Source organism: Bradyrhizobium sp. HKCCYLRH3061 (assembly GCF_051168015.1).
Lineage (GTDB): Bacteria > Pseudomonadota > Alphaproteobacteria > Rhizobiales > Xanthobacteraceae > Bradyrhizobium.
Window position 1 is genome coordinate 78,079 of record NZ_JBNPUE010000025.1, and the last position, 14,425, is coordinate 92,503.

Sequence of the window (14,425 nt, forward strand, 5' to 3'; positions counted from 1 at the left end):
CGCGTGAATCCGTTTGACTCTTCCCTGATTCTGATTCGACTCGGGACGCCCTGAAATGCGCGCCAGTTCCATCGCGAAAGCGTTGCTTGTGGAGCCCGCGAAAACTTGATCTAGTGCTGGCTTGATCGCAGAGCGCGAGATGTTGCGGTGAACGAAGCCTGAAAGCCGACAGAGTCAGCGATTCCTTCGCGATTCGTTCTCAAGGCGTTCCGAAGCTTAAGCTGCGGCACTATATGCGTCACAATGTGAGACAGGGGTCAGCATCTCAGCCTCTCCAGACACACGACAATTCCGCATCCGTCGCGCGTGAACGACGCGCTTCCAACGCCGGCTTCGAGACCCACATTTAACGAATGGCTTTTTCGTCCTCTTCGGCTGCCTCGCCTTTCGAGCGCACGTCCGACCGTGCTCCCGGAAGCGGCGTCACCGCCGTGCTCGGCCCCACCAACACCGGCAAGACGCATCTGGCGATCGAGCGCATGCTCGCGCATTCCTCCGGCATCATCGGACTGCCGCTGCGGCTGCTCGCGCGCGAGGTCTACAACAAGATCGCCGATCGCGTCGGCAGCGAGGCCGTCGCGCTGATCACCGGCGAGGAGAAGATCAAGCCGAAGAACCCGCGCTATTGGGTGTCGACGGTCGAGGCGATGCCCAGGGATCTCGACGTGTCGTTCCTGGCCGTCGACGAGATCCAGATCGCGTCCGATCTCGAGCGCGGCCATGTCTTCACCGACCGCATCCTCAATCGCCGCGGGCGCGACGAGACGCTGCTGCTCGGGGCTGCGACGATGCGCCCCATCATCGAGCGGCTGTTGCCCGGTGCGTCGATGGTGACACGGCCACGATTGTCGCAGCTCGAATTCGCCGGCGACCGGAAGATCACGCGGCAGCCGCGCCGGACCGCCATCGTGGCGTTCTCGGCTGACGAGGTGTACGCCATCGCCGAGCTGATCCGCCGCCAGCATGGCGGCGCCGCCGTGGTGCTGGGATCGCTGTCGCCGCGCACGCGCAACGCGCAGGTGGCGATGTTCCAGAACGGCGACGTCGACTATCTCGTCGCCACCGATGCGATCGGCATGGGGCTCAATCTCGACGTCGATCACGTCGCCTTCGCATCCGACCGCAAATATGACGGCTATCAGTTCCGCCGGCTCACGCCGTCGGAGTTTGCCCAGATCGCCGGCCGTGCCGGACGCGCGACGCGTAACGGCACGTTCGGCACCACCGGACGTTGTGCGCCGTTCGAGCCCGAGCTGGTCAATGCGCTCCAGAACCACACCTTCGATACCGTGAAGGTGCTGCAATGGCGCAACTCCAGGCTTGATTTCGCGTCCTTGAGCGCGCTCCAGGTCTCCCTGGCGATTACGCCGGGGCATGACGCGCTGACGCGCGCGCCGACCGCGGAGGATCTGCGCGTGCTCGATCATGCCGCGCGCGATGCCGAGGTGCGCGACATGGCGCATGGCGCTGAAGCGGTCGAGCGTCTCTGGGAAACCTGCCAGATTCCCGACTATCGCAGGCTGTCGCCGGCTGCCCATGCGGAGCTGGTGACCACCGTGTTCGGCTTCCTGATGCAGAAGGGGCGTATTCCGGACGCCTGGTACGCGGCCCAGGTCGATCAGGCCGACCGCGTCGATGGCGACATCGATACGCTGTCGGGGCGGATTGCACAGATTCGCACCTGGACCTTCGTGGCCAACCGGCCCGACTGGCTGCGCGACCCTGATTATTGGCAGGGGATTACCCGCGAACTCGAAAATAAATTGTCAGACGCCCTTCATGAACGGCTCACGGAGCGTTTCGTTGATCGTCGTACCAGTGTATTGATGCGGCGCCTGCGGGAGAACAGTGTTTTGAATACGGAAATCGGCAAGACCGGCGAAGTGATCGTTGAAGGGCACGCGATCGGCCGCCTGGATGGATTCACCTTCGCGCCCGACGCCGCCGAAGCCGGCTCGGAGGCCAAGGCCTTGCAGGCTGCTGCCCAGAAGGCGCTGGCCGGCGAGATCGAGGCGCGCGCCGAGAAGCTGTCCGGCGCGCCCGACGAGCACATCGTGCTCACCGCCGACGGCACGATGCGCTGGACCGGCGACGCGGTCGCCAAGCTGGTCGCGGCCGACGACGCGCTGCATCCGCGCCTGCGCATCATCGCCGACGAGCGGCTGACGGGTGCTGCGCGCGACAAAGTCCAGGCGCGGCTCGATCTGTGGCTGAAGACGCATATCGAGAAGCTGCTCGGCCCGCTGTTCGAGCTGTCCAAGGCCGAGGACATCACCGGCATCGGCCGCGGCATCGCGTTCCAGCTCGTGGAGGCGCTCGGCGTCATCGAGCGCGCCAAGATCGCCGCCGAGATGAAGGATCTCGACCAGCCGTCGCGCGCCACCTTGCGCAAATATGGCGTGCGCTTCGGGGCCTATCACATCTACGTCCCGGCACTGCTCAAGCCGGCGGCGCGCGCGCTCGCCGCGCTGCTGTGGGCCGAGAAGCAGGGCAATGTCGACATGTCCGCGCTGACCGGCGCCCAGCATCTGGCGAGCTCGGGCCGTACCTCGTTCCCGGTCGACAAGGCGCTGCCGCGCGATGCCTATCGCGTGCTCGGCTATAAGCAGGCCGGCGAGCGCGCCGTGCGCGTCGACATCCTGGAGCGGCTGGCGGACCTGATTCGTCCCGCCCTGGCCTGGCGCGACAATGCGCCGGGCGAGAAGCCGGCCGGCGCCTTCGACGGCCGCGGCTTCGTGGTGACGCAGGCGATGACCTCGCTCACCGGCTCGGCCGGCGAGGACTTCGCCTCCATCCTGCGCGCGCTCGGCTATCGCATGGAGAAGCGTCCGCCGCTGCCGCCCAAGCCGATTGAGAAGCCCGTCGAGGCTGCTGCCATCGCGGAAGCTGCTGCTGCCGAAGCCGCTCCGGCAGATGCGCAGGCTGTGCCGGGCGAGGACCTCGCAGTTGTCGCCGGCGAGCCGGCCGACGAGCAGGTTCCCACCGTCGCGGAGGCCGCCGTCGCTCCGGTGACCGAGCAGGCCGTCGCCGTGCCCGCGATGGTCGGTGAGGAGCAGCCGGAAACCACGTCGGGATCGGCCCTGGCATCGCTGCCGACCGTCGATTTCGTCACGCCGGATGTGGCGGACGCCGCTTCCATGGCCGAGACGGCTGCCGAAAGCGTCGTCGCCGAGGCGGAAACCGCCGTCGCTGCGGATGCGCCGCAGCCAGAAGCCGCGGAGGCCGTTGCGAACGAGGCAACAAGCATCGGCGACGCTTCGGCTGAAGCTGCCGCGGCGGAAACTGCTGCTGGATCGACCGCCACCGAGGCTTCTCCCGCCGAGGCCTCGCCTGCTGCCGAGCCCGTCCTGGTCGAGGTCTGGCGGCCGGGCGGGCGGTCGGAGGAGCGCAGGCCGCGCCACGACCATCATCATCGCGGCCGGCCCAACCGTCCGCAGCATGAGCGCGGGCAGGGGGGCGGCGGCGGTCAGGCATCGGCCGGGACCGCTCCGGCCGAGGGCGGCGAGGCGCGCGAGCGCCATCACCGCGGCCATGGCCGGCGCGACCGGATGAAAGAGTTCGGCAAGGACTTCCGCAAGGGCCCGCCGGAGGCGGGTGCGGCGCCAGCCGAGGGCGCATCGGCGCCGGCGCGCGAGGATCGCGGGCCGCGCCGCGATCATGATGCCAAGGGGCGCGACCAGAACCGGGATCGCAACAAGGGCGGCAAGTTCGGGGGCGACCGCGAGGGGCGCGGTGGCCGCGACTTCGGCAAGGGCGGCCGCGACAAGCGCGACAGCGGCCCGGCGCTGCGGCCCTACGCATCGAGCAGCGGCGGCGGCCGGGATCGCGACCGTCCGGTCGATCCCAATTCGCCGTTTGCCAAGCTTGCTGCGCTCAAGGAGCAGCTCGCGGGGAACAACCGCAAGGACTGAGCGGCAAGATCGGTTGGCAAGATTGGTTGGAAGGACAACGCCGACGTCCGACACCCCGTCAGAGCGCCAGCGCATCGACAAATGGCTGTGGCATGCGCGGCTGGTGAAGGCGCGCACCAGCGCCGCGGCGCTGGTGTCGTCGGGGCATGTCCGGGTCAATGGTGTGCGCGAGACCTCGCCGGGCCATGGGGTGAAGACCGGTGATGTGCTGACCATCGCGCTCGATCGCAGCGTGCGCGTGCTCAAGGTGACCGGCTTTGCCGCGCGTCGCGGCGACGCCGCGTCCGTGCGCGGGCTCTACGACGACCTCGAAGGTCGCGGCCGAAGTTGATTGGTTGCGCCGGCGCAATTCCAATTCAGTTCTTCGCCCCGCTTCACTTGCGGCACACCACGTCCTGCGCTAGTCCAAGCCAGCCGATTTGTCGATCCGTTCCGGAGCCCTGGATGACTTACGTCGTCACCGAAAACTGTATCAAATGCAAATACACCGATTGCGTTGAGGTCTGCCCGGTAGACTGCTTCTACGAGGGCGACAACATGCTGGTGATCCATCCGGACGAATGCATCGATTGCGGCGTGTGTGAGCCGGAATGCCCGGCCGACGCGATCAAGCCGGATACCGAGCCGGGGCTGGAGAAATGGCTGGGTGTGAACGCCGAATATGCCAAGTCCTGGCCCAATATCACGCAGAAGAAGGACCCGCCGGCGGATGCCAAGGAGCACGACGGCGAGGACGGAAAATTCGAGAAATATTTTTCATCGAAGCCGGGCGCCGGAGACTGACGGGTCACCTCTGCACCGGCGCGAGAGCGGCGCCGGCAATTCTGCCGCTGGCCGTGGCTGATTGGAATCGCCACGCGGAAACAATGGCCTAGAACGAGATTGCGGCGAGCGGGAACCGCCGCATGAGTTGTTCTATTCCGGCACGCTTCACTTAACCCTAACTTCGTGGACCCGTCACAATACCGCCCCTGCGGCCTCTAAATCATTGATTTTTGCGGTAAATGTGCTATATATAGCACATTCTCAGAGCCGAACCCGGCCATGCGTACCTTTTTTTGGCCGCCCTTTTAGGTTCCCGCAACATCAAACAGGGGCGTGGCAGTTCCGCGCGCAGGCTGTGTCACAGAAAACGCGTAAAAAGAGTGCTTCCAAGAGTACAAAAAAAGCCGCCGCGGCCAGCCGCAGCGTTTCCAAGGGCCGTGCCCGGGCTCCTGTAAAGGAGATTCGGGCTGCCGCGAAGGCCTCGGCTGCCAAGTCCACCAAGAACAAAAGAAGCGCAATGCCTGAAAAGACTGCCAAGACTGCCGCGAAAGCATCCGCCGCGAAGACCACTCTTGCAAAGGACTCTGTTGCCAAGGCTGCGCCCGCCAAGGCCGCCGCTGCGCCCAAGGCTGCCACCAAGACCGCCATTCCTGCGGCTGCTGCCCCTGTTGCCAAGCCCGCCGTCGCCGCCAAGCCGGCTGCTCCCGTCGCGGCCGCGCCGCGCGTCGAGGAGAAGAAGCTGCCGACCCAGCGCCAGGGCTTCAAGACCAACGAATTCGTCGTCTATCCGGCTCACGGCGTCGGCCAGATCCTGGCCATCGAGGAGCAGGAGATCGCGGGTGCGAAGCTCGAGCTGTTCGTCATCAACTTCATCAAGGACAAGATGACGCTGCGCGTGCCGACCGCCAAGGTCGCCAATGTCGGCATGCGCAAGCTGTCCGACCCGGCGCTGGTCAAGAAGGCGCTGGAGACCCTGAAGGGCCGCGCCCGCGTCAAGCGCACGATGTGGTCGCGCCGCGCCCAGGAGTACGAAGCGAAGATCAATTCGGGCGACATCGTCGCCATCGCCGAGGTCGTGCGCGATCTGTATCGCTCGGAGTCGCAGCCGGAGCAGTCCTACAGCGAACGCCAGCTCTATGAAGCGGCGCTCGACCGGCTGTCGCGCGAGATCGCGGTCGTGCAGCACTCGACCGAGACCGAGGCCGTCAAGGAGATCGAGACGCAGCTCGCCAAGAGCCCGCGCCGCGGCGCCAAGACCGAGGCCGACGCGGTCGCCGAGGGCGATGCGGAAGGCGAGGGTGATGACATCGACGGCGACGATACCGCCGTGGCCGACGAGGCCGCCTGATCGACCGTTCAAGCGTTTTCGAATTAGTTGCTTACGAAAGCCCGGCCGCAAGGTCGGGCTTTTTGTTTGCCTGGCTCAAAGGGGACGCTGTCGAGACCGGCAAGTCCCCGGCACGGCACCCGCACGCAGCTCACGCGACAGCTTCGACTTTGGCCTGTGCCGCCTTGATGTCTTGCACCGGCGGACGGCCGAACAGGCGACGATATTCGCGCGTGAACTGCGGCACGCTTTCGTAACCCACGGCGAACGCTGCACTGCTCGCGCTGATGCCTTCGGCCAACATCAGCCGGCGCGCCTCGATCAGCCGAAGCTGCTTGTGGAATTGCAGCGGCGACAGGGAGGTGTGTCTGCGGAAGTGCTGGTGGAAGGCGGACAGGCTCATACCCGCGACAGCCGCGAGCCGCTCGACCGGCAGGGTGTGGGTGAACTCGGCGCGCAACAGGGCTACCGCACGGGCGATGCGCTGGGCGTGGCTGTCGGGGCCGCCGAGCCGGCGGATCGCCGCGCCGTGCCGGCCGGCGAGCAGCCAATAATGCATCTCGCGCAAGAGTTGAGCCTGCAGCACCTGCAATCCGGCAGGACGATCGAGCAAGCGCATCAGGCGTAGCGCCGCGTCCGTCACTTCCGCGTCGGTCGGCTCGACCCGGACGGCAAGACCGTCCGTCGCCGTCGTGCCGTCCATCTGCAGGATCAGCTCCGCGATCAGCGCCGAATCGAGCTCCAGCACCAGCGACAGATAGGGCGCCGCGCGGCTCGCGCGCGTGATCTGGCTGACGGTCGGCACGTCGGCGGTGATGATCAGCGAATCACCTGCGGAAAACGTCAGTCCCTGCAGCCCCATCGTGACCTGCTTGCTGCCCTGCACAACCTGGCACACCAGCGGCCGCGAGATGGCGTAGACGAGCTCGCTCGGTGCGGTCGCGCGCACCGTCGTGAGTCCGGGGATCGGGGTCCTGGCAATCCCGGCTGTATCGGCGTGGACAGCCGCATAGCGGCCGACGGCATTGAGCAGGCTGGTCATGTCCGCAACTTAGCCCGCTCTCACTCTCCACACACCCGATTTGGAGGATCAGGCAAGGAACGGCGCGGTTCCGGCAACTCCGCCGGTGGTCGGTGTCCAATATCCGACCAGTCAAACCCGACCGGAGAAAAATCATGACCAGGATCGCACTCGTGACCGGCGCCAGCCGCGGGCTCGGCCGTAGCGCGGCACGTCATATTGCCCAACGCGGCAGTGACCTCATCCTCACCTATCAGAACCGGGCCGAGGACGCGGCGGCCGTCGTCGAAGAGATCGAGGCGATGGGCCGCAAGGCGCTGGCCTTCCAGCTCGACACCGGTGATGTCGCCGCCTTTGCGCCGTTTGCGCAGACGCTGCGCGGAGCGCTGCGCCGGACTTGGCAGCGCGACACGTTCGACCACCTCGTTAACAACGCCGGCCATGGCGACCATGCGTTGATCGCCGACACAACGGAGGCGCAGTTCGACCGACTGGTCGATGTTCACTTCAAGGGCGTCTATTTCCTGACCCAGGCGCTGCTGCCGCTACTCGCCGATGGCGGCCGCATCGTCAATCTGTCGTCCGGCCTGACGCGGGTCTCGTTTCCAGGTTATGCGGCCTATGCGGCCGCGAAAGGTGCAGTGGAGGTTCTCTCCCTCTATCTGGCGAAGGAGCTGGGCAGCCGCGGCATCGCGGTGAACACCGTGGCGCCAGGGGCGATCGAAACCGACTTCGGCGGCGGTGCGGTGCGCGACAATCCCGAGATCAAGAGGGTGTTCGCCAGCATGACTGCGCTCGGCCGCGTCGGCGTGCCCGACGATATCGGCCCGATGATCGCGAGCCTGCTGTCCGAGGACAACCGCTGGATCAATGCGCAGCGAATCGAAGTCTCCGGCGGCCAGGCGATCTGATCGAGCCCGCAAGCAGGAAATTGCCGTGAGCGCCATGACTGGACAGTTGGGAACGATCGATCGTCTGTACGTGCTCGATGCCGGCAAGGCGATCGCGCCGGATCGGTCCGTCTACACGCCGGGCAAATGGCAGGGCGAGCCGGTGACGCTGAGCTGCCATGCCTATCTGCTGCAGCGACGGGGCGAATGGATCCTGTGGGACACCGGGATCGACCAGAGGCTGGCCGATGCGCCGGAAGGCCGGATCATCGCCCACGGCATCAGAGGCCTGGTCACTAAGCCTCTCACTGCTCAGCTAGCCGAAATCGGCCTCGCGCCGGCCGATGTCGCGATGGTGCTGCTGTCCCATGCCCATTTCGATCACATCGGCAATGCCAGGCTGTTCCGCGATGCGCGCTGGTACATCCAGCGGCGGGAGCACGCGGCGATGTTCGGCAAGGACTTCAGCACCTTCGGCTACGCGCCATTGCTCTACGATTGCCTCCGGCAAGCCCGCCTCGAATTGATGGACGGGGATGTCGATCTGTTCGGTGACGGTTCGGTGCGCGTCATCTCAACGCCTGGCCATACGCCGGGCCACTGCTCGCTGCTGGTGCGGCTCGCCGGCTCCGGGGCGGTCCTGCTATCGGGCGACGCCGCGCATGACCGCTACAACATGGCGCATCGCTGCGTGCCGACGATGAATGCAAGCGCCGAGGCGACCCTGACATCAATGGAGCGGATCGCCGCCATCGTCGATGCAGAGCGCGCGCAGCTGTGGCTCAACCATGATACGGCGCAGTCGGCGGGGCTTGCGCACGCGCCGGCGTATTTCGACTAGGGGGCGTTCACTCGTCCGTCCGCCCCTCGACCGATCAGCCGAGCTGCTCGAGCGAGCGGCAGCCCTGAGGGTTTGCTCAGGGGGAAATCGCGCTCACTCCACCACGATCTTGACGCGGTCGCGGACCTTGACCTGGGCGCGGGCGTCGAGGCCGTTCAGCACGCGGAAGCGCTCGACCGGGCGGTCGACGCCGGTCATGCGGTGCGCCAGCGATTCGACCGTGTCGCCGGGCTGCACGGTGATCACCTTGATGCGCAGCGGCCGCGCCGACTGGATCTCCTCCAGGCTGAGCCGGCGGAACGAGTTCACCGTCTCCCGCGCATTGCGCTCGCTCTCGGTGGTCTTCTGCCGCGAGGCGAAGATGAAGCGGTAGACGTCGCTGCCGACGCGCAGCGCATAGACCTTGAACTGCCAGGGATCGCCGCTCGCCGTCGTGGAGGCCGCCGGGAAGCCGTTGATCGTCAGCTCCTCGGTCGCCGACTTGTCGACGTTCTCCATCCAGCCGGAATTCAGATAGTCGCCGAGCGTCTGCTGGGCCGGCACGCGCACCACGTCGAAGCGCATCGCCTGGGCGCCGCCCTCGCGGACGCCGATCACCGCCTGCGCGGTGTTGTCGAGCGTGAAGTTCTCCGGCGCCTGGAAGGTGAAGCCGAGCTTCGGATGCAAGAAGCGCCGTCCGCGCACGAAGCCCTCGCTCGGGTCCTCGCCATAGACGATGTTGTCGACTGCAGCCAAGTAGGTCTCGCGGTCATGCTCCCTGGCCTCGGGGGAGACGTATTGCTTGGCGATGGCGGCGGCGTTCTGCACCCGCTCCGGCGTCGCCGGATGCGACGACAGGAAGTCCTGCGCGCGCGGGTCGATCGCGACCTTGCCGGCCTTCAACTCTGCGTTGCGCTCCATCGAGGTCAGGAAGCGCGCCGCGCCGTAGGGATCGAACTTGGCCTTGGCGGAGATGCCGACGCCGATGCCGTCGGCCTCGAACTCCTGGGTGCGCGAGAAGCTCGCCATCGTCAGCTTGGTCTTGGCGAGCGCCAGCGCCGTCAGGTCCGGATCGTTGCCCATGTCGGAGACGACGCGGGTCACGACCGCGGCCTGCCGCGCCTGGTCCTCGCGGATCGCAGCATGGCGCGCCAGCACATGCGCCATCTCGTGGCTGAGCACCGAGGACAATTCGGAGGTGTCGTTGGCGAGCGCAATCAGCCCGCGCGTCACGTAGAGCTGGCCGGTCGGCAGCGCGAAAGCATTGACCGCACCGGAGTTCAGGATCGTGACCTTGTAGCCCTGGTCGGGGCGATCGGACACAGCCACCAGCCGGTCGACGATCTTGGAGATCAGGCCCTCGAGCTGAGGATCCTCATAGGCGCCGCCATAGGTTGCAAGAATGCGCTCGTGCTCGCGATCGCTCGCCGGCGTCGTCTGCACCATCGCCGGCTTCGGCCGCGGCGTCGGCAACGGCGCCGTCGCCTGCTGCAACTTGCCCATGTCGCTGCAACCGGCCAGCGCCAGCCCCAGGCACAGCAGCGCCGGTGCGATCCGCGAACCGCAGTTCATCACCGTCATGCGCTTTCGAACAGACAGGTTCACGTCGCTACTCATGTACCTCAGCGGTCAATTCCCGCTTAAAATCTCGATCTGGGCGGTCTGCGTCAGTTCCAGTCTCGGACCCGCATGCGCTTCAATCCAACCGCGCACGCGAACCTGCCGATTCGCAAGTGATTTGACGTCGATGCCGGCACCTTCCAATACCGCCATCATACGCTTTGGAATAGTCACCGCGAAGCCCCGTGTCCAGTTACGAGCGAAGTTCAGATAAGTTGTTGTCCCCGTCTGTCGTACGGACAACACCTTCCCTTCGACAACCGTAAATAGCCCTACGCGAGACAAAATATCGTCTGGACTTTCCGTGTTTTTTATGACGGTCGCAATCTTCCAGAGACCGCGCCCGGCGCTGCGGGCCTCGGCTTCCGCCGCGCCCAGGCTGAGGGCGCAATCCCGGTCGGGCAGGTCGATCCCGCGCAGCACGGCGCCCTGCCGCAGCAGCTCGCTCTGCACCGGCTGGTCCGCGCCGGCCACGAAGACGAAGGCGCGCTGCCGGCCGTAGCGGTCGGGGGTATCGTCCTCACCGCGGAGCACGACGTCGCGGCCGCGCAGCAGCGCGCCCAGCGCATCCACCGACGTCGCGCGCTGCTCCTCCGGCGGCACCTCGATGCCGGCGAGCCTGACCTCGCGACCGTCATCGAGACGGAAGCCGCGTGCATCGATGATCTCGCTGACGTGGCCTTCGCCGAGCTCCGCGAGCATGCACGGTGTGGCGTGACTTGCCGACATCATCGCGATGACCGCCACGCTCGCACCGAGCGCAACCAGCCTTCGTCCGCTCTGCATTCCGCGCACTCTCGCCATGCTGCATCATCGCACGAAATTTCCATTCCACTGAGCGGAAAGCGGCGACCGGCGACGCCGTTGCTGAGCGTGCTGAGCGCTTGCCGCATGCGCATGCGTGCGCCATGATGAGAACTATCAAAGAGGCCGTCGCCATGTAGCGACGTGCCCGGCAGGGAGGATATCGATGAGCAGAACCATCCGCGGCGCGGCGGCGTCGTTGTTCATGCTGGCGTCGGCGCTGACACTGTCCGCAGGCGTGGCGCATGCGCAGAGCAAGCCGCCGCTGAAGATCGGCGGCATTCTCGACATGTCGAGCCTCTACGCCGACATCACCGGTCCGGGCAGCGAGGCCGCGGCGAAGATGGCGGTGGAGGATTTCGGCGGCGAGGTGCTCGGGCGCAAGATCGAGGTGATCGCCGCCGACCATCTCAACAAGGCCGATCTCGCCGCCAACATCGCCCGCGACATGCTCGACAACCAGGGCGTCGAGATGATCTGGGATGTCGCCGCCTCCGCCACCGCGCTGGCCGCCGGCGAGATCGCCAAGGCGCGCAACAAGATCATCATCTTCAACGGTCCAGGCTCTGTCAGGCTCTCCAACGAGGCCTGCGGCCCCTACACCGTGCACTACGTGTTCGACACCTTCGCGCAGGCCAACGTCACCGGCCTGGCGGCGGTGAAGTCCGGCCTCGACAGCTGGTTCTTCCTGACCGCCGACTACGCGTTCGGCCAGGATCTGGAAAAGGACACCACCGCCGTGGTGGTGAAGTCGGGCGGCAAGGTGCTCGGCAGCGTGCGTCATCCGCTCAACACCTCGGACTTCTCCTCCTTCCTGCTGCAGGCGCAGGCCTCCAAGGCCAAGGTGATCGGGCTCGCCAATGCCGGCGGCGACACCATCAACGCGATCAAGCAGGCGGCCGAATTCGGCCTCACCAAGGGCGGACAGAAGCTGTCGCCGCTGCTCGCCTTCGTCTCCGACATCGACAGCGTCGGACTGGAGACGGCGCAGGGGCTGCTGGTCGCGGAAGCGTTCTACTGGGATCTCAACGACGACACCCGCGCCTTCACCAAGCGCTTCATGGAGCGTACCAAGCGCGTGCCGACCTCGGCCCAGGCCGGCGTCTACTCCTCGGTGACGCACTATCTGAAGGCGGTGAAGGCTGCGGGTACGACCGACGCGGACGCCGTGATGAAGCTGATGAAGGCGACGCCGATCAACGACATGTTCGCCAAGGGAGGCCGCATCCGCGAGGACGGCCGCATGGTGCACGACATGTACCTGTTCGAGGTCAAGAAGCCGTCGGAGTCGAAGGCCAAGTCCGACGACTACAAGCTGCTCGCGACCGTGTCGGGCAACGAGGCATTCCAGCCGCTCGAGGCGTCGCGCTGCCCGCTGGTGAAGAAGTAACGGCCGAACGGCCGTCATTCCGGGGCGCGCGTGAGCGCGAACCCGGAATCTCGATGTGAGACAATCAGCTCTGGATTCCGGGTTCGACGCTCGCGCGTCGCCCCGGAATGACGAGACCATCACGAGCAACAGCGGAGCGGCTACCATGACCACCAACACCACCGTCCTGCAGCACGTCGAGGCCGGCCTGCTCACGATCACGATGAACCGGCCGGAGCGGCGCAACGCGCTGAACAGCGACATGACCAAGGGCCTGGTCGAGGCGGCGCATCGCGCCGCCGATGATCCGGAGGTACGCGCCGTGCTGCTGAAGGGCGCCGGCGGCACGTTCTGCGTCGGCGGCGACGTCAAGGCGATGGCCGAAGCCAAGACCGCGCCCTCGTTCGAGACCAAGGTGACGACCCTGCGCGAGCGCATGGAGGTGTCGCGGCTGCTGCACCAGATGCAGAAACCGGTGGTGGCGCAGATCGACGGCGCCGCCGCCGGCGCCGGCCTGTCGATCGCGCTGGCCTGCGATCTGCGGGTGGCCGGCGAGTCGGCCAAGATCACGACGGCCTTCGCCAAGGTCGGGCTGTCGGGCGATTTCGGCGGCACCTACTTCCTCACGCAACTGCTCGGCAGCGCCAAGGCGCGGGAACTGTATCTGACCTCGCCGGTCCTGACGGCGCAGGAGGCGCTCGCCCTGGGCATGGTCACCAAGGTCGTGCCCGACGCCGAGGTCGAAGCCGCCACGCGCGCGCTGGCGATGTCGCTGGCGCAGGGGCCGAGCGTGACGCTCGGCTACATCAAGCGCAACATCAACAATGCCGAGACGATGACGCTCGAGGCCTGCTTCGACGCCGAGGCGATGCATCACTCGCGCTGCAGCGACACCGAGGACCACAGGGAGGCGGCGAAAGCCTTCGTCGAGAAGCGCGCGCCGCTGTTCCAGGGGCGGTAGCGTCGCTCGCAATGACGCTGCTGAAGCCGCTGGCCTGTGTGAACAGGTAAAGCCTCGAGGAGGACTGCATGCCTTACCTCCACCTGCGCCAGATCTGTCTCGTCGCACGCAGCCTCGAGCCCGTCGTCTCGGACATCGCTGCGATCATGGGCCTGGAGATCTGCTATCGCGACCCGCATGTCGGCAAATACGGGCTGGAGAATGCGCTGCTGCCGGTCGGGCCGATCCTGCTCGAGGTGATCGCGCCGACCCGCGAGGACACCGCGGCCGGACGCTTCCTCGACAAGACCGGCGGCCGCGGCGGCTACATGGCGATCTTCGCCTGCGATGATCCCGATGGCCGCGCGTCCCGAGCCAATGCGATGGGCGTGCGCACCGCCAACGTGATCGATCATCCGCCCTATCACGGCGTGCAACTACATCCCCGCGACTGCCGCGCCGCCTTCATCGAGCTCAATCACACCGCGGGCAGTGACGATGTGCTCGGCGCCTATCCGCCCGCTGGGCCGGATTGGACGCGCGCGATCCGCAGCGACGTGACGACGGCGATGACCGAGGTGGTGCTGCAGAGCCCCGAGCCGGCCGCGCTCGCCATGCATTGGGGGCGCATTCTCGATGTGGTGCCGTCTGCCCGAGATGGTGTTCAGCAGTTGAAATTGCCGAACGCCGGTATTCGTGTCGAACCCGGCGAGCGCGAGCTCATGAGCGGCCTGACGTTCCGCGTCGCCGATGCTGCGCGTGTGGCCGACGCTGCGCGCGCCCGTGGCTATGCAGTTTCAGGCGGCTGTTTCACAATTGGCGGCGTTGCCTTCGCGTTGCAGGGGGCGGTCGCCAACTAGTCGATCGTCATGGCCGGGACGAGCCCACGGCTGTCCGGTTCAGACAGACTGGACATGGTGCATGGCGTGGATTCTTCTGCGGTCTTGAGCATCGCCAA

12 protein-coding genes are annotated in these 14,425 nt (G+C 66.4%); 9 read left to right on the top strand and 3 right to left on the bottom strand.

The features are described 5' to 3' along the window. Positions 1–353: 353 nt before the first annotated feature. The 4 genes from ACQR2C_RS30085 to ACQR2C_RS30100 all read left to right on the top strand — a co-directional run bounded on the left by ACQR2C_RS30085 (position 354) and on the right by ACQR2C_RS30100 (position 6,024). Positions 354–3,911 carry a helicase-related protein gene (locus ACQR2C_RS30085; protein WP_434873422.1) on the top strand — a complete coding sequence of 1,186 codons (3,558 nt, stop codon included), beginning with the start codon at positions 354–356 and terminating at the stop codon, positions 3,909–3,911. A 73-nt stretch (positions 3,912–3,984) separates the two neighbouring features. Then, positions 3,985–4,242 (top strand): RNA-binding S4 domain-containing protein, encoded by a 258-nt coding sequence (locus tag ACQR2C_RS30090; protein ID WP_315800916.1) that lies wholly within the window; start codon positions 3,985–3,987, stop codon positions 4,240–4,242. A 113-nt stretch (positions 4,243–4,355) separates the two neighbouring features. After that, a complete protein-coding gene (gene fdxA / locus ACQR2C_RS30095; protein ID WP_035660174.1) occupies positions 4,356–4,694 on the top strand; it encodes a ferredoxin FdxA in 339 nt (112 codons plus the stop codon). A 499-nt stretch (positions 4,695–5,193) separates the two neighbouring features. After that, positions 5,194–6,024: a CarD family transcriptional regulator gene (locus ACQR2C_RS30100; RefSeq protein ID WP_315800572.1), complete on the top strand. Its 831-nt coding sequence runs from the start codon at positions 5,194–5,196 to the stop codon at positions 6,022–6,024. Positions 6,025–6,154: 130 nt separating this feature from the next. Here the strand turns inward: ACQR2C_RS30100 and ACQR2C_RS30105 are convergent, their stop codons facing one another. Next, a complete protein-coding gene (locus tag ACQR2C_RS30105; RefSeq protein ID WP_434882740.1) occupies positions 6,155–7,045 on the bottom strand; it encodes an AraC family transcriptional regulator N-terminal domain-containing protein in 891 nt (296 codons plus the stop codon). 134 nt (positions 7,046–7,179) lie between these two features. Here ACQR2C_RS30105 and ACQR2C_RS30110 point away from each other — a divergent pair, with 134 nt between their 5' ends. Beyond that, positions 7,180–7,935, top strand: a complete 756-nt coding sequence (locus ACQR2C_RS30110) for an SDR family NAD(P)-dependent oxidoreductase (RefSeq protein ID WP_434882741.1) — start codon at positions 7,180–7,182, stop codon at positions 7,933–7,935. A 34-nt stretch (positions 7,936–7,969) separates the two neighbouring features. Further along, a complete protein-coding gene (locus ACQR2C_RS30115) occupies positions 7,970–8,755 on the top strand; it encodes an N-acyl homoserine lactonase family protein (RefSeq protein ID WP_434882744.1) in 786 nt (261 codons plus the stop codon). 93 nt (positions 8,756–8,848) lie between these two features. On the opposite strand, the gene ACQR2C_RS30120 is transcribed toward ACQR2C_RS30115, so the two are convergent. Then, positions 8,849–10,315, bottom strand: coding sequence for a M48 family metalloprotease (locus ACQR2C_RS30120; RefSeq protein WP_315800914.1), 1,467 nt, complete (start codon positions 10,313–10,315; stop codon positions 8,849–8,851). A 48-nt stretch (positions 10,316–10,363) separates the two neighbouring features. Then, positions 10,364–11,056 carry a thermonuclease family protein gene (locus tag ACQR2C_RS30125; RefSeq protein WP_434882745.1) on the bottom strand — a complete coding sequence of 231 codons (693 nt, stop codon included), beginning with the start codon at positions 11,054–11,056 and terminating at the stop codon, positions 10,364–10,366. A 307-nt stretch (positions 11,057–11,363) separates the two neighbouring features. Here ACQR2C_RS30125 and ACQR2C_RS30130 point away from each other — a divergent pair, with 307 nt between their 5' ends. The 3 genes from ACQR2C_RS30130 to ACQR2C_RS30140 all read left to right on the top strand — a co-directional run bounded on the left by ACQR2C_RS30130 (position 11,364) and on the right by ACQR2C_RS30140 (position 14,327). Further along, positions 11,364–12,548 carry an ABC transporter substrate-binding protein gene (locus ACQR2C_RS30130; RefSeq protein WP_316182943.1) on the top strand — a complete coding sequence of 395 codons (1,185 nt, stop codon included), beginning with the start codon at positions 11,364–11,366 and terminating at the stop codon, positions 12,546–12,548. A gap of 145 nt (positions 12,549–12,693) precedes the next feature. After that, positions 12,694–13,488 carry an enoyl-CoA hydratase gene (locus tag ACQR2C_RS30135; protein ID WP_434882742.1) on the top strand — a complete coding sequence of 265 codons (795 nt, stop codon included), beginning with the start codon at positions 12,694–12,696 and terminating at the stop codon, positions 13,486–13,488. A 68-nt stretch (positions 13,489–13,556) separates the two neighbouring features. Then, positions 13,557–14,327 (top strand): hypothetical protein, encoded by a 771-nt coding sequence (locus tag ACQR2C_RS30140; protein WP_434882743.1) that lies wholly within the window; start codon positions 13,557–13,559, stop codon positions 14,325–14,327. Positions 14,328–14,425: the final 98 nt, after the last annotated feature.